11 protein-coding genes, 1 tRNA gene and 1 pseudogene are annotated in these 17123 nt (G+C 52.7%); 8 read left to right on the top strand and 5 right to left on the bottom strand.

Annotation, left to right across the window (positions count from 1 at the left end):
- Together V7080_RS12845 and V7080_RS12840 are read right to left on the bottom strand one after the other, a co-directional pair.
- A partial coding sequence (locus V7080_RS12845; RefSeq protein WP_334188784.1) for a diguanylate cyclase domain-containing protein occupies positions 1 to 1645 on the bottom strand: 1645 nt, incomplete at its 3' end.
- A gap of 10 nt (positions 1646 to 1655) precedes the next feature.
- Positions 1656 to 2231, bottom strand: coding sequence for a methylamine utilization protein (locus V7080_RS12840; RefSeq protein ID WP_334188783.1), 576 nt, complete (start codon positions 2229 to 2231; stop codon positions 1656 to 1658).
- Positions 2232 to 2693: 462 nt separating this feature from the next.
- On the opposite strand from V7080_RS12840, the gene V7080_RS12835 reads away from it, so the two are divergent.
- Positions 2694 to 2770, top strand: a tRNA-Arg gene (locus tag V7080_RS12835).
- Between the two features lie 187 nt (positions 2771 to 2957).
- Here the strand turns inward: V7080_RS12835 and prsR are convergent.
- Genes prsR through V7080_RS12820 form a run of 3 tightly spaced genes read right to left on the bottom strand, consistent with a single transcriptional unit; the run spans position 2958 to position 7808 of the window.
- On the bottom strand, positions 2958 to 4316 hold the full coding sequence (prsR, locus tag V7080_RS12830; RefSeq protein ID WP_334188782.1) for a PEP-CTERM-box response regulator transcription factor: 1359 nt from the start codon (positions 4314 to 4316) through the stop codon (positions 2958 to 2960).
- A gap of 8 nt (positions 4317 to 4324) precedes the next feature.
- Complete coding sequence (gene prsK, locus V7080_RS12825; protein WP_334188781.1) at positions 4325 to 6394, bottom strand: XrtA/PEP-CTERM system histidine kinase PrsK; 2070 nt, start codon at positions 6392 to 6394, stop codon at positions 4325 to 4327.
- Positions 6395 to 6410: 16 nt separating this feature from the next.
- Positions 6411 to 7808: a TIGR03013 family XrtA/PEP-CTERM system glycosyltransferase gene (locus V7080_RS12820; protein ID WP_334188780.1), complete on the bottom strand. Its 1398-nt coding sequence runs from the start codon at positions 7806 to 7808 to the stop codon at positions 6411 to 6413.
- A 320-nt stretch (positions 7809 to 8128) separates the two neighbouring features.
- On the opposite strand from V7080_RS12820, the gene V7080_RS12815 reads away from it, so the two are divergent.
- The 7 genes and pseudogenes from V7080_RS12815 to V7080_RS12785 all read left to right on the top strand — a co-directional run.
- Positions 8129 to 9025 (top strand): lytic transglycosylase domain-containing protein, encoded by an 897-nt coding sequence (locus tag V7080_RS12815; RefSeq protein ID WP_334188779.1) that lies wholly within the window; start codon positions 8129 to 8131, stop codon positions 9023 to 9025.
- Between the two features lie 400 nt (positions 9026 to 9425).
- Positions 9426 to 9821, top strand: coding sequence for a hypothetical protein (locus V7080_RS12810; RefSeq protein WP_334188778.1), 396 nt, complete (start codon positions 9426 to 9428; stop codon positions 9819 to 9821).
- Positions 9822 to 10112: 291 nt separating this feature from the next.
- Positions 10113 to 12890 carry an XrtA/PEP-CTERM system TPR-repeat protein PrsT gene (gene prsT / locus V7080_RS12805; RefSeq protein WP_334188777.1) on the top strand — a complete coding sequence of 926 codons (2778 nt, stop codon included), beginning with the start codon at positions 10113 to 10115 and terminating at the stop codon, positions 12888 to 12890.
- An 83-nt stretch (positions 12891 to 12973) separates the two neighbouring features.
- Entirely contained in the window at positions 12974 to 13744 is a 771-nt protein-coding gene (locus tag V7080_RS12800; RefSeq protein WP_334188776.1) for an N-acyl amino acid synthase FeeM domain-containing protein, read from the top strand.
- 245 nt (positions 13745 to 13989) lie between these two features.
- A complete protein-coding gene (locus V7080_RS12795) occupies positions 13990 to 15585 on the top strand; it encodes an FAD-binding oxidoreductase (protein ID WP_334188775.1) in 1596 nt (531 codons plus the stop codon).
- 185 nt (positions 15586 to 15770) lie between these two features.
- A complete protein-coding gene (locus tag V7080_RS12790) occupies positions 15771 to 16562 on the top strand; it encodes a PEP-CTERM sorting domain-containing protein (RefSeq protein ID WP_334188774.1) in 792 nt (263 codons plus the stop codon).
- A 316-nt stretch (positions 16563 to 16878) separates the two neighbouring features.
- A pseudogene (locus V7080_RS12785) lies at positions 16879 to 17123 on the top strand (nucleotide sugar dehydrogenase); the annotation flags it as partial.

The following is a 17123-nucleotide window of genomic DNA, read 5'->3' as shown; positions in this document are numbered from 1 at the left end:
GCACGTACAGGCGAAATTCGCCGCGTTCCGCGGCACGCCGCAGTTCGCCGAGAAGAGACAGGTTTTGTTCACTGCTTTTATCGATCGCAGGGTCATACACGACTGCTTCGTTTCCGCCGGTCTTGGCCGCGTACATCGCCACTTCCGCGCGACTCAGAATCATTTCGGCACTGGCGCCGTGCCGCGGAAAGCCCGCGATTCCGATGCCTGCGCCGAGATCAATATTGTGTTCATCAATTGAAATCGGTACTTCCAGGGATTTGAGGATTCCCGTTGCGACGGTGCGCGCATCGTCTTCATGCATCCGCGGGAGAAGCACGGCAAACTCATCTCCGCCGAGACGCGCTACTCGTGGTGCGTAGTCGCCGCCGATCTGGTTCTGCAACCGTTGTGCTACATGCTGCAGCAGAGCGTCGCCGACGGCGTGTCCGAGCACATCGTTCACATTCTTGAATCCGTCGAGATCCATCATCAGCACATGGCATTGGCCGGCTTCTTCCTGTGCAAGCGCGATGGATTCATTCAACATGGCCGAAAACTGCACCCGGTTGGGGAGGCCGGTCAACGTATCCCAATATGCCAGCCGCCCGATTTCCGCTTCCCGCCGGGAGATGCCGTCACGCATGCTTTCAAACGCCTTCGACAGCTCGCCGATCTCATCATCCTTGCCGATGTCGATACGGTCCCGGTAGTCGCCCGCTCCCAGCCGCTTTGCAATTTCACTCAAGCGTCGCAACGGCCTGGTGATGCGCCGCGCCATGAACATGCTACCCGCCAATGTCACCATGATTCCCAAGGCGGTAAGCACCAGGAGAATCAGTTGCAGCCGCTGGTATGGGGCGATGGCGTCGCTGATCGAGTGCTGCAGCACCACTGCGGCTGTCTGTTTCGCGTCTTCGGCAAATATCAGCACCTGCGCGCTGTAATCGGCGTCTGCGATCCGAATCTGGGGTATGAACCGCGGACCGAAGCCGAGGGTCTCCATTTGCCGTGCCAGCTCGGCTGCCGCGAGGGCGGGAAGCGAAGATGCCGTCGATGACCATGCGCCATTTGTTCCGTTGATCAGGACTGAAATATGCATTAGCGATAACTCTCGCATGTCTGTCGCAAGTTGACGTGCGACCGGAAACGCCATGGCAATCCAGCCTATCGTGACAGGGGCTTTCACAGGCACAACGACAACCTGGTATGGCTGGCTATCGATAATGCTGTTGTTGCTGGCGCCATCATTCCGATCCGCGGCATCCAGCAATCCAAGAATTGATTTTTCAAAACTGCCGACAAGCTTGCCGGTCGTCGATGCCTTGATGCTGCGATCCGCGGCGACGAGAACTGCATGGGACGCGCCGATACGGCCGCCATGATTGGTGAGCGCCGATGCGATCGTTTCGCTATCGTCGCTTGCAATTGCCTGTTTGAATCCGTAGTCCGACGCCAGAACCCTTGCTCCCTGCGTAAGGTTGTGTGCGTACAAGCCCAGCAGGCGACGGAACACACGTTCACCGACGACCAGTTCCTCCTGTATCGCCGATCTGGCATTCTGATCGATGCCGATGCGGATCGCCATGAATCCCGACGCTTGCACAGCAAGTATCAATACCAGGAACAATAGGACGATGCGGCTTTCAAGGCTGCGCATGCGCATGGAAGTCGTCCTATTGAGGTGCCGAAACGCTTTTCGCGCTGAACTTGAAAGCGACAGCCTCGTCACGCGATGCGATATTGACGAGTTGCTCGGGGAACGGCGCATTCTGCGGCAAGCCATAGTGCCATGCCTTGATGCGGTACTTCCCTGAAGGAAGCCCGGCCAGGATGACTTTCCCTGCGTTGTCGGTCTTGCCGAAGTACGGCGTCGCCACCGCATGGATGTACGCAACCATCTTGTCGTGGATATTGCAGCCGACTACAACAGTGCCGGGTTTGTCGAAAGTAACCGGTGCTCCCGGCACGCCCGAATAGAGCTGCAGCTCGAACGACTTTGCGGGCGAGAATGAATACACATGATGGCGCACCGAATCGTTGTTCGGAAATGAGATGTCGGTTCCGGTTTGAACCACACTGACCAGCGGAAGAAACTTGCGTCCTTTTTGTTCAATGATCACTGTGTTTTTTTTGGACATTGCCACCTGTCCGGACAGTGGCTCTGCATAGACAACTGTATCGATGACCGGTGCGTCGACGGCGTCCTTGACGTCAACGATCAGATCCGCAGCAACGGCTGACATCGACATGCAGCTGAGCAGAAGGGTTGCGGCGACAAAACGGATTGAGCTAAGCCGCATCGGGTAGTCTTCCTTGCATATTCTGGAAACTGTGTCGGATATAGTCCTTTGCCCGAAATTGCCATCGTCACCGTGCGCCGAAAATCCGGCAAACGAGATCCGACGGCAAAAATTCATTGCGTGGACACACAACACATTAATTGTCTTGAGGAAAGTTTCTAAACGACTTTATCATAAGTCGTTTCCAAACGATTTCCTCTTCCAGGCAAAATCGAAAAATCGGTTGGTTTGCGATTGTTTGTTGGTCACGGGCGACATTCTCCGATTTACCAGGCTGCCGCATACGGGCGGATCGATATATGGAAACAGATCGATATGACAATAGTGGCAAAAGAAACTTGCCGGTCTTGAATGCCAAACAAAAAACGCTCTTCCAAAAATAGTTGAGAGCGTGCTATACTTTTGTTTTACGCGGCTGTAGCTCAGCTGGATAGAGTACTTGGCTACGAACCAAGGGGTCGTGGGTTCGATTCCTGCCAGCCGCACCAGTTTTACCTAGTTGTATCGACGGGCTAGCGCTCCATGCGCTGGCCCGTTTTGTTTTTGTCAGTCATTTTTTCGTTCCGGCCTTTGCTCGGCGCCATGCGGAAATGCGGTGCCCCACACCAAACTTCCCGCTTCAATGACTCGTCGATAATAAGGTGCCGTAATCCTATTGTCAGTTGAAGGGCATACTTACTTAATGCCGTACCTGTTCATCAAATCATAAATCGTCGGACGGCTAATCCCGAGTAACTCGGCAGCCTTCACGATATTGCCGTCGACCTTTGCAAGTGCCCTGATCAATGCTTTATGACAGGCGTCATCGCGCACTTGCCGAAGGTTGAGCGGCTCGTCATCGTCGGCAGTTCCGGACAACCCAAGATCCTCCGCCGTGATCTGCGGACCATCAGCCATGATGATGGCGCGCTTCATACAGTTTTCCATTTCCCGTACATTTCCCGGCCAGGAGTGATTGGCGATGGCATTCAGCGCATCGTCACTAAACCCGAGAATAGGGCGGCCCTCCTGCGACCCGAACTTTCTTCGGAAGTGATGGGCCAGCAGGGTCGCGTCGCCCATCCGCTCGCGCAATGCCGGAATCGTGATGACGATTTCGCTCAAACGGTAGTAAAGGTCTTCACGGAATTGACCCGCTTCCACCATCTGCTTCAGGTTGCGGTGCGTTGCGCATACGACGCGGACGTCCACCGAAATCTCGGTGCGGCCGCCAATACGTTCGACCACCCGCTCCTGCAGGAACCGGAGCAGTTTGGCCTGCAGTGGCATGGGCAGGTCACCGACTTCATCGAGAAAGAACGTGCCGCCGCTCGCCAGTTCGATCTTTCCGAGTGTCTGTTTTGCGGCACCGGTAAAGGCGCCTTTTTCATAGCCGAAAAGTTCGCTTTCCAGTAGATTTTCCGGGATGGCGGCGCAGTTGATCGCCATGAACCGCTTGTCACTCCGTGCGCTTATCTGATGCAAAGCCCTGGCTAGAATTTCCTTGCCTGTTCCACTGTCCCCAAGCAGCATGACCGTGGCCGAGGAGGGCGCCACTTTCTCGATGCTGCGGCAAACCTTCAGCATGCCCGGATCCCGGGTAATAATGCCGCCGAGAGGCGAGTCCGCAAGATTTTGCTGCAGACGGTGATTTTCCTGTTGCAGGCTGTGCAGATAGAAAGCCCGCTCGATGATCAGCCCCATGACGTCGAAGTCGAACGGCTTCTGGTGAAAGTCGTAGGCGCCCATGCCGATCGCCTTTACGGCGTTGGTCCGGTCCTGGTTCCCGGTAAGTACGATAACTTTTGTATTCGGAGCAAGCGCGAAGATTTGCTGGAGCAATGCTAGCCCCTCTGTCGCGCCGTCCGCGTCCGGCGGCAAGCCGAGGTCCATGGTCACCACTGCGGGTTCATGACGGCGGAGCAGGGCGAGTGCGCTTTCCCGGTCACCTGCAAGCAACACTTCATAGGCGTCGAAGCCCCATCGCAACTGTTTTTGCAATCCAAGGTCGTCTTCGACGATCAGCAACTTCCTTTTTTCCTGGCTCACGGACATTCCCTGCCTTAAAGTGTGCTCAGCATTTTATCTTCCTCGTGCACATACAGCGGAAGACTTACTCTGAATGTTGTACCCTGCGTCGGCTGGCTGCTTACGTCAAGTTTGCCGCCGATTTGCAGAATGTATTCGCGGGTCTCGAAGACGCCTATTCCCATGCCTGCCGACTTTGTGGATTCGAACGGTTTGAAAAGCCGTCCACGGATGAATTGATCATTCATTCCCTTGCCGGTATCGGCGATCTCGATCACCCCGTTGCCAGCTTCCTCCATCAGGCGCACGTCAATTCTGCCATCGCGCGGTGTGGCTTCGATTGCATTCTGAATCAGGTGGCCAATGACGCGTTCAAGCCGCGTGAAATCCGCGGAAACCGCCATCCCGGATGTGCGGATATCAAGGCGCGGCCTTGGTTCCGCGCCGATCCTGGATGCGACAGCACGTTCCAGCACGTTCTCAAGCAATACCCGGCCGGACCGCTCGGTCGAAAAATCGCGATTGAATTTCTGCAATAGGCCTCGCATCTTTTGTACCGCGTGTTCGATGGTTTCAAGCATGTCCTTCTGAAATTCGGGACTCTCCTTGTGTTTCTCCGCATTCGCGAGAAGCAATGCGAGCTGGGAGACCAGATTCTTGAGGTCGTGAACGACGAATGTGGACATTCGATTGAAGGTTTCAAACTGGCGCGCTACTGCAAGAGCGTTCGCAGATTCCTGTCGCGCGAGATAGCTGGCCGCTTGCTTGCCGACGATCTTGAGCAGGTCTGTCACCTCCCAATTCAACGTGACCTTGCTGCGTGATTTTGAGAGGACGACGAACCCGAACAACTCTTCATTTTCGATCAACGGGACGACCAGCCAGGCCTGGGGGAAACGGCGCAGCCATTCTGGAACTCCCAACCCATCGTATTTGGCAGGGTTGGCGTCGAGTTCCTGCAAATCGATAACCCATTGCCTGGTCTTCAGAAAATTGCAGAGCGCGCTGTCCGCAGGCTCCGGGTCGCTTCTGAACGTCAAGTTCCAATCCGCTGCGTGGACAAACTGGTCGGCACCGTTACCAGTGTACAAAATGCCCTTTGGACTCTCCACCAGATGAGCGATCGCCCGCACGACCCGTTCACCCAGTTGCGGCCCTTCCACGGACAAGGTGCGAATGAAATTGAGCCATTCCTCTCGATAGTCATACCCGTAATTGTAAAAGTGCTTGCTGATGGAGACTTTGAGCCACGAGCGGAATGTCCCGGAGAAAAGGACCGCGACTAGCAAAATGATGGCGCTGACCAGCAGCGTTACCTGAAGCACCGTTCCCCAATCGCCGCCGAAGAAACGCAAGTAATAGCCCGCGGCGGCCACCATGAGCAGGTACATCGCCGAACCGAACAAGGTCGCCGAATGAAAGAGCATGCGGCGGGACACGGCAATGCCGACCGACCATTCGGGGTTGCGCGCGGCGGACACGGCAATCAGCGGAACAGCGAATGCGTTAATGAAACCGCGAGCCGTCCAGATTTCAACATTCACTCTTCTGAATAGCAGCGTATCCACATAGAAGTAGAAGTCATAGGCGAACAGACCGCCTATTCCAAGGCAGGCATACTTGATCGCCCAGCGAGCCTTTCCTGGTGTATTTCGGAACAGTTGCTCCGTTAAGATCATGCCCACGACAGCCATGCCGATGAAGCTCATGCTCGCTGCAATGCCATCGGCGAAATCGAGTCCCGCATAGGAAAGGATCGCAGCCAGAATCAACAGTGCATAGATCGAAACGTAGCTCGCGGTCGGCTTGCTTATCTTAAGGCCGGCTACAGAATGGGTACGGAAGGAAGCGCTGACGATATCGAGGAGGAAGGCGGACCACGTGGCGTTCCTGATGATTTCCAGTATCGCGACCGGTAGCGCGGCCGGCATGCCTTGCTTTGTGTAGTAGACGATGGAAGCGGACCACAAGGCGGTCACAAGACAGGCAAGCGCAAGGATTGCACCGTGTCGTCTGCCCCGCCATCTCAGAAGCAGAAGAACGAAAAGCAGCAGGAATGCGCAGGCAGCAATCGAGTAACTGGCTACCGCAATGACGGCCAACATCAGCAATGCCCGGCGTTCATCGGCTTCCCTTGCCGAGAATCATGACCTGGAGTGTATCGATCAGGATCAGCAGGTCGAGGAACAAGCTATTGTTCTTGACGTAGTACAGGTCATACTGGAGTTTTTGTACGGCATCGGCCACCGAGGCGCCGTATTGATATCGAACCTGCGCCATGCCGGTAATGCCGGGCTTGACGCTGTGGCGGACGTTGTAGTACGGGATTTCTTCGGCCAACTGTTTGACGAAGTATGGTCTTTCGGGGCGGGGACCAACGAAACTCATGTCGCCTTTCAGCACATTGAGGATCTGCGGGAACTCATCGATCCGCAAAAGCCGGATGATGCGTCCGACCCGTGTCGTTCGAGGGTCGTTGGCTGATGCCCACTGGGGTGTGCCGTTGCGCTCTGCATCGATCGACATGCTGCGGAATTTCAACACCATAAAGTGCTTGCCGTCTTCACCAACCCGCTCCTGGCGATAGAAGATCGGGCCACGATCCTCGAGGTAAATCAACAGTGCGGTTACCAGAAGAATTGGAAGTGCAATGATCAGGACGCTGATACTGACCAGAAGGTCGAACGCTTTCTTGCACGCGGAACGAAAGAATCCTTGATCGAAACCGGTGCCGAACACCAGCCAGCTCGGCTGCAGGGAGTCGACGCGGATCTGGCATGCTTCACGCTCGAAGAAGGCCGCTGAATCGGTAACTTTGATGCCATTCAACTTGCAGGTAAGGAGTTCACTAATCGGCAAAGCGCCGCCTCGACGATTCTGAACCGTCACGACGATTTCATTAATTCCATGCTCGGTAACCATGTCCATGATCGTGCCTTTTATCGGCAGCACCTCACCGGGCGGGACGCAGCATTCGTCATTTGCAACTGGTACATAACCGACAATCTGATATTTGCGATCCATGCGAGGGTCCTTCACCAGAACGCTGCACTCCTGGGCAAGCGCCCCGGCACCCAAAAACAGGATGCGTGACTGTAAAAATTTGGTCCGGGTGGATTTAAAGAAGATCGTTCGTGTAATCAGGATCGCCGGCGCCGCGACCAGGAACATGAAGCCCACGATACCCCGACCAAGATATAGATCGGGCAGCACGTAAAACACAAAGGTAATGAGCACAAAACTCAGTACGCACGAGGGCATCAACCGCAAAAGGGTTGCCCTGATGCCTTCGCGAAAACTGATCTGATACATCCCTAGCGCGCTCATGCTGAAGATCATTACGATCGCGAAAGCAAACGCTGATGTAAATAGCCCGTCGTCGCTATATGACAACGGGCTGATGGCGTCCAGAAAACGAAGCGAGACGCCGAGGTAAGCCGATCCAATCAGTACGAGCCCCTCCAGAACAAGCAACAGTGCGACTGCCGTGGACACGAAGTGATTGGAAATTCTTAACATCTTTTACCTCGGGAATTTTAATCAGCGAAGCAGTTGACTATTTCTAGTTCGGTGATGGCGCCTCGGGATTAATTGTGTCCCGAACAATGTTTTGTGTTAGTGGAATTCAAGGAATTGGTATTTTAGCTATTTCCTGTGTTACAAACAGTAGCTTTTCGGCATATTGACAGAATTAAATAAAATACGGCTGAAATATCCGATGGAAATGTTGTTCTCCTAGGTATTTGATTTCTTTGTGGAAATATTTGGCTGCATTGTTAGCTATTTGCACGGTTATTTTCGAATTTCATAATAAACAACTTTTCAAGGTTTTGATGTAAATGAATATCTACTTTTTGTCGCCCGTGATCGTGCTGTGGGTCGTTCTTCTGCATCCGCGACTGTCCCTTGCCGATTCTGCATTTTCGTCCGGTGGAAATGAGCAGTTGGTTCAGGAAGCCGCACGGTACGAGCACGGCGAGGGGGTTACGCGCAATTATGCGAAAGCCGTTGATATGTATTGCCAGGCCGCCGTCGCTGGAAGCGTCGATGCTCTTTATGCGCTTGGATGGATGTATGCCAATGCGAGAGGTGTGGCGAAAGATGAGGGTGCGGCATACTTAATCTTCGAAATGGCGGCGCAGCGTGGTAGTGCACATGCTCGGCAACTGCTTGCTTATATGAAACCTTCGGAGGCATCCGCGTTGCCCGACTGTCTTAGGCCGAAAGCAGAGATGAAGGCCGCTGAAGTCGATGCATCGGAAGAGCCGGCACATTTTTCGCCAAAGGGGCCGATTGTCGATTTGGTGAAGAAGCTTGCGCCCGGCTACAAGCTCGAACCGCAACTGGTTCTTGCCGTAATTTCAGTCGAGTCCGGCTTTAATGTGAAAGCGGTCTCTCCAAAAAATGCGCTTGGCTTGATGCAGCTTATGCCTGACACCGCTACTCGTTTCAGAGTCAAAAATCCCTTCAATTCCGAAGACAATATCCGGGGCGGGATGGCTTACCTGCAATGGCTGCTAGCGTACTTCGAGGGTGATATTGCACTGGTCGCTGCCGCCTACAACGCAGGTGAGCGGGCGGTCGAGCGATACCGCGGTATTCCACCCTATCCTGAAACGCAGAACTACGTGCGCAAAATCGCCAAACTCTACAGCAAGGCTATCCATCCATTCGAGCCAAGTATTTCAAAACCTTCATCAGTGCTAAGCCATATGAAAGCGATCGCCAGGCGATAGCCTGCGTGCTGTTGAGTGCTTGCGAAAACATCGCATTGGGTCATAAAACCTTACCCTTACAAATACCAAGCAACGGCTGGCTAACGAGCAGTTTGCCTGTTGAGTTTGTCATGCTGTCGAAATAGTTTACATGCTGCAAGAGCGTGGATTAATAACCTATTGATTATTCAGCATAATTCCTTGTGGCATGATTTGTGCACATAGTTTCTCAAGATAAACCTGATATTTCATTCATGAAGTCCTTTTCTAATAAAGTTTCTCATTTTGTTATCGGCAATTCATTGTGACAGTTGGAAGCAGCGCTAAGTAACGGCCCCGCCTAGTTGGGGTCGTTGTCTTATCGGGCAGCGATGTAGGAAGTCACGGAGGCGCGCCTCGAAGGATTGATAGAACAATACCTATGACGACCGATTTAAGTGACGCGAAGCGAACGTACGATCCCAATCGATTGCTTGATACGCTGAAAGTCAGAATGCAACTGGAAAGCGACATTGCGTTAGCTGAGTTGCTGGAAATTCCTCCCCCTGTAATCAGCCAGATCCGTCATCGCGGCTATCCGATGGCCCCATCCATTCTTATTCGGATGCATGAAGTAAGCAGCTTAAGTATCAGGGAAATGCGGGAAATTATCGGTGACCGTCGCAGGCGTGTTCGAACGAGTTACGACATGTCCTATATCAATTCATCCACGGGAGAGGAGATGGTTGCTTCCACGCAAGTAAATGTCGCCCGCCGCTTTCTGTACTTGACTATTGCAGTCCTGATCGGCTTTGTTTTTTGGATGTCACGTATTTAACGCGCTATAGCCCTGTCGTAGGCAGCGTGTATTCAGGCAATTGGAACCGGCATTATGAAAGGTGAGGTTCGTCTCCTCGAATTTTCATGTAAGACAAACTCTGCACAAATCCCCCGCAATTTGTTACTCTTGCACAAAATTTAATAAATAAAAGAAATAGTTGTCTTATCCCAATTTTTCGCCTTTACTTCCAATGATGGACATTTCTGTACGAAGTGCTCACGAGCAAAGAAGTCGTGCGACACACATCCTCATATAAACAATAGTTGCATTGAGTAAATAGGAAGAGCCATGCGTAGCAATTGCCCCAAGCTTTTGGTCTCACTTACGGTTGCCTTCATATTTGCGGGTGGCTTGGTCGGGTGCAACACGAACGAAGACACACACTCGTTGATTGCGGAAGCCAAGGAATACCAAAAAAAGGGTGAGGCGAAAGCAGCGATTATCCAGCTGAAGAATGTGCTCCAGAAACAACCCGAGAATAGCGAAGCACGTGCATTGCTCGGCACCATTTATCTCGACACAGGCGATTTTGCGTCAGCAGAGAAGGAGGTACGCAAGGCACTGAGTCTTGGTGCTGATCCGGGCAGTTTGTTGCCAGCCTTGGGAAAGGCTTTGTTCTACCAGGGGCAGTATCAAAAGGTATTGGACGAAGTGCAGTTACAGGCCGGCGTTAAACCGGACGCACACTATTTCACGGTCCGGGGGCATGCATACCTGGCGCTGGGCAAGTCTCAGGAAGCCCAAAACGCCTATAACCAAGCCTTGGCGCAAACCCCCGATTTCGCCGATGCATTGATCGGTTTGGCAAAGCACTCGCTGATCCATCGCAATCTTGCCAATGCCGAAAAATTTGTAGATCAAACCACCGGCAAGCATCCGGCCTTCGTTGACGCGTGGCTTTTCAAAGGCGATTTGCTACGTGTAAAAGGCGAGACGAATGACGCGCTCGCTGCCTATGCCAAGGCCATTGCACTTAAGCCAGACCATGTTGCCGCCTACATAGCCAGGTCGCATTTGCTAATCAATGCCGAAAAGTTCGATGAAGCAAAGGCAGAATTGGATTCCGCTCGAAAGTACGATGCCAAATCGCTTTTGGTCACGTACACGCAATCACTTCTCGACTTCAAGCAGGGCAAGCATGCGGTCGCGCTTGAGTCTGTTCTGCAGGTGCTGCGTGAATCGCCGAACCATATGCCGAGCGTGCTGTTGGCAGGGCTGGTTCAGTTTGCCTTGGGATCAACGCAGCAGGCCGAACAGCACTTTAAACGGTATCTGGAAACGATGCCCGGTGATCCGTACGCCTCCCGTCTTTTAGTCGCGGTGCTATTGAAAAACGGAGAGGCCGATCGTGCGATCAAGACGCTGGCGCCACTTTTGAAAAGCGGGGAGAAGGATGCCCAATTGCTTACGCTCGCCGGCGAAGCTTACATGCGGGTGAAAGATTTTTCCAAAGCGACCGAGTACTTCGAACAGGCGAGCGCACTTGCACCGGAAACGGCTGGTATTCGCACTGCACTTGGAATGAGCCGTCTGGCAAAAGGCGAGAATGCACGCGGTATTGCGGAACTGGAAGCGGCGGCCAACATGGACTCGCAGCCTACGCAAGCGGGTGTACTGCTTGTCATGGCGCACATGAGGCTGAAAGAATACGACAAGGCGCTTTCGGCCATCGCCAAATTGGAAAAGTCCCAACCGGAAAATCCGCTTCTGCCGAATCTTAAAGGCGGAATATATCTCTCCAAGAAGGACGTTGCTGCTGCACGCAACAGTTTTCAAAGTGCGCTAAAACTGCAGCCGAATTATTTCCCGGCTGTCTCCAATCTTGCGCAGCTTGAAATCCAGGAAAAAAAGCCTGACCTTGCAAAAAAGCGTCTCGAAACTTTCCTTGAGTCGAATAATAAAAATATGCAGGCCCAACTGGCTCTGGCAGGCATCGCCCTTTCTCAGGGCAGCAATAGTGAAGCGACACGATTGCTGGAAAAGACCGTTGCTGACCATCCTGATGAATTGAAGCCTGCGACGCTATTAATTGCGCAATATCTGCGTGTCGGGGAAAAGCAGAAAAGCCTGGTGCTTGCGCAAAAACTGCAGGCGAGCAATCCGGAGAGTCCTGACGTATTGGACTTGCTGGCACAAGCTCATCTCTCAAACAACGATCCTGCCGCTGCTTTGCAAAGCTATAAGAAGCTACTTGCAATGGCGCCAAAATCTCCTGTCGCGCATTTCAAAACCGCTGCTGTGCATATGGCAATGAACAACCAAAGTGCTGCGGACCAAGCGCTTAAAACCGCGGTGTCGCTCAAGCCCGATTTTCTCGATGCGCATCTGGCGCTGGCGACCCTGGCCGAGCGAAATGGAAACCACGACCAGGCTTTGAGAATCGCGAAGCAAATTCAAAAGCAGCCGCAATCCAGCAGTGTTGGTTATGTACTCGAGGGCGATGTTTTCATGGCCCAAAAAAAGCCGGAACTCGCTGCCAAAGCGTATGAGCAAGCGCTTGCGAATAACCAGAACGGATTTGCATTGATCAAATTGCATGAGGCGTTGGCGCTTTCAGGGAAGGAAAAAGCCGGGGAAGCTCGCCTTGTGCAATGGATCAAGCAGCGTCCGAATGATGTTCCGGTTCGGATGTTTCTAGCCACAAAACACCTGACCCGCAATCAAAACAAGGAGGCGATGGAGCACTTTCAAGCCGTACTTGAAGCCGATCCGAACAATGCGGCGGCGTTGAACAATATGGCACTGGCCTATCAGCATGAAAAAGATCCGCGCGCCCTTCAGTTTGCCGAGAAAGCCTACACCAATGCGCCAGACAATCCGGCGATTCTCGATACATTGGGTTGGCTGCTGGTAGAGCAGGGGAGCGCCTCTCGCGGCCTGCCATTGCTTCAAAAAGCCGTCTCGCTGGCGCCAAAGCAACCTGACATTCGCTATCACCTCGTTCATGGATTGTTGAAGTCCGGCGACAAAGTCAAGGCCCGGCAGGAATTGGAAACCTTGCTGGCGTCGGGAGCCGATTTTGCAAAAGCAGATGAAGCCAAAACGTTGCTGAAGCAAATCCAATAAGTATTTATTCTTAGTTAATCGCAAGATCTGCCAGCCATTCAATCAAACGGCAGGCTCAAACATGACCGCAAGGAGCTTAATTAATGCTGACGTCCGAATTCCGCCATGTCGGTGTAACCGAGAAAGGCTCGACGATTTTGTCCGCGGATAGCCATCGGCGAAGTGACATCGCGTTCGACCTGACGTCGGATGACGACGCGGATACGGTTGTGTTCAGCACGAATGATTTTCGTATTCGTTTGGCGGATACCGAAGTAGGGCGCAATTCGGCCAGCATGTTGATCAACAAAATGTATTCCTGGCGTGGATATCCAGGAATGCAGAAGTTGAAAGACAGTCCAAACCAAATTACGCTGGCGGCGTCAATGAAAGACACGTTGGTCGGAACGATCACTCTGTCCATCGACTCCGCAACGGGATTGATGGCTGACGAAATCTTCAAGTCGGAAGTTGATCAGCATCGTGGCCCAGGACGAAAACTTTGTGAGTTAACCAAGCTGGCCTTCGATGCGGATGCTGATTCGCCGTTTCCGCTTGCTGCACTCTTTCACATCTGTTTTATCTACGCACGGCGAATCCATAACTGCACCGATGCTTTTATCGAAGTGAATCCGCGTCATCGCCGTTACTACGAACGGATGCTTGGTTTCAAGCAGGAAGGCGAGTTGAAACTGAATCCGCGTGTATCAGCGCCGGCGTATCTGCTGTGGATCCGGCTTGATTTTATGGAAGAGCAAATACTAAAACACGGCGGTACAAGCGATCATCCGAACCTCACCAGATCGCTCTATCCCTATTTCTTCTCGCCGCGCGAGGAAGCTGGCATCACACAGAGATTGGTCAGCAATTATTGAAAGTGATGTGTGCAAAGACCTCATCTTGCAAAGACCGACGCAATGCTTTTTCCGATTTCAATGGCCTGCATCGCCATTGATGTATCAAATGTTCATGTCATTTTAGAGCGTCTGCCCCGGAACGCATTGCAGTGCTCCCGTCGTCTGTCTGATGATCTGGTTTGGAGGCCGGCATCGAGCTATAGCTTTGATTTAGTCGATACGCACATTTCCGGGATGCCTCGGCGACGCTCAGGGCGGGATCAATGCGCTTAGAGGAGGCGATCCTCGATTGGTGGGGTCTGCTAGGCGTACCTTCGGTATTGCGAGGCGCTGATGTTTTGCGCAAATACGGAGCGGATGCGAGTGGCATCGAGCGTACGATCCCGGCCGCTCTCGTGATCAAAGATGCGTCCACGCTTCCAGACGTTATGCGCATCGCCGCCAAGCATAAGGTTTCGGTGTATCCCATCAGTACAGGTCGCAACTGGGGGTACGGTACGTCGCTTCCGGTCCGCGACAACTGCGTCATCATCGATCTTTCCAATCTGCAGAAGATTCTTCATTTCGATCCGGATCTTGGCGTTGTCACCGTGGAGCCCGGTGTTACGCAGGGCATGCTGTCGGAATTTCTGACGGCTGGAGGACATCCATTTTTAGTGCCTGTGACCGGTGCCGGTCCACAATGCAGCTTGTTGGGAAATGCGCTGGAAAGAGGGTACGGCATCACGCCTCATACCGATCATTTCGGTGCGGTTACTGACCTTGAAGCAGTACTTGCGGACGGCAGTCGATACCGGACTGCCATGCGGGAAGCGGGGGGGGAAGAGTTGGCCCGTCTTTTTAAGTACGGCATCGGCCCATACTCCACTGGCCTTTTCACCCAGAGCGGCTTCGGGATCGTTACCAGGATGTCGATCGCCCTTGCCCGCCGTCCTGAATGCGTGAAGGTATGCTTCTTCAGTCTTAAGGACAAGGCACTGCTCGAACAGGCAGTCGAGCGGGTGAGGACAATACTCGGCCGCCTGCCGGGTGTTGTTGGGGGGATTAATCTCATGAATCGCCATCGAGTACTCGCGATGTCAGCGCCATACCCGACAGACCGACTTGGAACCGATGGTTTGATCCCGGAGGCGGTAGTTGAAGAGTTGGGACGGCAATTCCAGATTTTTCCCTGGACAGGATTCGGAACAATCTATGGTACGAAGAAGATCGTGTCCGCTGCCGAAAGCGAAATCAGGCGTTCGCTATCCGGGGTGGCGAGCAGGCTGATATTTTTCAGTCCTCAGAAAGCCCAGGCGTTGTCGCGGATCGCTAACCTGCTTCCGGGGCCGGCCGCCCGGCGCCTTGGCAGTACTGCAAACACGCTTGCCAAAGCACTTGAGCTGGTGAATGGCGTGCCGAATGAAACGGCATTGCCGCTTGCCTACTGGCGTAACTCATCGAGTGCGAAGGAATTCGAGCGTGATCCATCACGAGATGGTTGCGGCCTTATCTGGTATGCACCATTGGTGCCGATGCGTGCGGCAACGGCCAGTTCCTATGTGGAGATGATCGAACGAATCACACGAAAGCACGGCATCGAGCCATTGATTACCTTCACCTCGATCAGCGACAAGATATTTGATAGTACGGTTCCACTCATTTTCGACCGCAACAACGACAGCGCACTCGCCGCCGCGACCAACTGTTATACCGACTTGCTTCTTGAGGGGCGTGAACGGGGCTTCTTTCCGTATCGCGTGGGACTAGGAGCAATGCAAACACTCTCCGATATGCAGGAAGAGTCCAAGGCATTCCATGCCCGACTTCGGCAAAGTGTCGACCCCGACGGCATTTTGTCCCCTGGACGTTATCAATAATTAAATACAGAGTTGTTGTCGGGAATTTTTACATTTCGTTAATGGAATACATGGGTATATACGGAATCGGCAAAAAACAATTTTAAAATCAAGGTGTTATGGCGTTTAATTACTGCTGGCACATAAACTGCTAATGGTTGGTGCGGAAATAACAACTTAGCCAAGAACCAACACAAGGGGAATTTATGAAAATGTTTAGAAAGCTACTATCTGCTGTTGCGCTGGTTGCTGCTTTCGGCGGTACAGCACAGGCATCGATAATCAATATCGGTGGCGTGACTTGGGATCCGGATGCGGTCAGCATCACTGACAGCGACTTTACGGCGCGTTACGAGTTCAACCAGTTCTTCAGTTCCAGCGCAAATGCAGTATCGAATGCTCTGAACGCAGCGCCGAATTACGCGAATGCGATCAATCCATTAACGGTTGGTTTTGGAGATGTGCTGCAAGGCGTGGGAGAAATCTTCAAATTTAACGGGGTTAACTACGGCGACACATCGTCCGCAATAGGCGGCGCATTCTGCGCAAGCTGCGAACTGACTTTTGTGTTCGGCGGTTTTCAAATTGCCGGTCCGGGAACATTCACGAATGGTTGGCTGCGCTTGTACGTTGATGACACTCCAGACTTCAATGTAAGCACAAGCCCGGCCGGCAATGCTGCAGATGGCAATCTGTTCCTTCAGTTGTCGGCGGTTGCAAACGAGTTTTCCAATGCAACAAGTTTTCAGTCTGGCTTCCTGACTAGCTATTTTGCTGTAACGGGCGGTATCGCTGCCAGCAACTTCGACACGAACACGCAGCAGTTCATGGCTGATCTTCTGTCGTCCGCATCGTCTCAGTTCAGCAACAATAACTTCATCGCCACATCGACGGGCCAGATCTCCGGCAATTCCATTCCTGAGCCTTCGACAGTTCTGTTGTTGAGCCTTGCTTTGATGGGACTTGCAATGACTCGTCGCCAGACAAAAAACAAGTAAATTTTTTGTGCTGTTACTCGATGGCCCGCTATTGCGGGTCATTTTTTATTGGCAGTCTGAACAAGCGCGGAGATAAATCGCGGCTCCAGATTCTTAAATGCGATTGCTCCTTAAGAATGTATTTATACGAGTTATTTTTGCCGTTAGATCCTAGCGTCAGTTCAACCTGCTCAGCCTGTCGTAAGCCCGTTTTCGCATTCGCATCGCATCTGCAATGCAGAAGCATCAAGCATGAAAACAAATCAAACGGTTTGATGCCTTTTTTTACACTATCTGATATATTCATTTTACTTTCATGCAAGCAAGAGAGAAGTCTATGAGCGTCGTTGCCGTTGTCGGACTTGGCTATGTTGGTCTTCCGCTCGCTGTCGAGTTCGGGAAAAAACAGCGGACCATTGGTTTTGATTTGTCTGTCAGCAAAATCAAGAGCTATAAAGAGTTCATCGACCCTACCGGGGAGCTTTCTCCCAAAGAGTTGCGGGACGCAGAACGATTGGAAGTGACAAACGACCCAGCAGCGCTCGCCGCCGCCGACTTTATCGTCGTAGCCGTTCCCACACC

Source organism: Noviherbaspirillum sp., assembly GCF_036846085.1.
GTDB lineage: Bacteria > Pseudomonadota > Gammaproteobacteria > Burkholderiales > Burkholderiaceae_D > Noviherbaspirillum.
The sequence above is the reverse complement of the archived record's forward strand: the minus strand, read 5'-3'. Positions and strand labels throughout refer to the sequence as shown.

Excerpts from the sequence above, each read along its gene's own strand:
- V7080_RS12840 (WP_334188783.1), bottom strand. The coding sequence starts at position 2,231 with ATGTCGATGTCAGCCGTTGCTGCGGATCTGATCGTTGACGTCAAGGAC.
- prsR (WP_334188782.1), bottom strand. The coding sequence starts at position 4,316 with ATGTCCGTGAGCCAGGAAAAAAGGAAGTTGCTGATCGTCGAAGACGAC.
- prsK (WP_334188781.1), bottom strand. The coding sequence starts at position 6,394 with ATGTTGGCCGTCATTGCGGTAGCCAGTTACTCGATTGCTGCCTGCGCA.
- V7080_RS12820 (WP_334188780.1), bottom strand. The coding sequence starts at position 7,808 with ATGTTAAGAATTTCCAATCACTTCGTGTCCACGGCAGTCGCACTGTTG.
- V7080_RS12815 (WP_334188779.1), top strand. The coding sequence starts at position 8,129 with ATGAATATCTACTTTTTGTCGCCCGTGATCGTGCTGTGGGTCGTTCTT.
- V7080_RS12810 (WP_334188778.1), top strand. The coding sequence starts at position 9,426 with ATGACGACCGATTTAAGTGACGCGAAGCGAACGTACGATCCCAATCGA.
- prsT (WP_334188777.1), top strand. The coding sequence starts at position 10,113 with ATGCGTAGCAATTGCCCCAAGCTTTTGGTCTCACTTACGGTTGCCTTC.
- V7080_RS12800 (WP_334188776.1), top strand. The coding sequence starts at position 12,974 with ATGCTGACGTCCGAATTCCGCCATGTCGGTGTAACCGAGAAAGGCTCG.
- V7080_RS12795 (WP_334188775.1), top strand. The coding sequence starts at position 13,990 with ATGCGCTTAGAGGAGGCGATCCTCGATTGGTGGGGTCTGCTAGGCGTA.
- V7080_RS12790 (WP_334188774.1), top strand. The coding sequence starts at position 15,771 with ATGAAAATGTTTAGAAAGCTACTATCTGCTGTTGCGCTGGTTGCTGCT.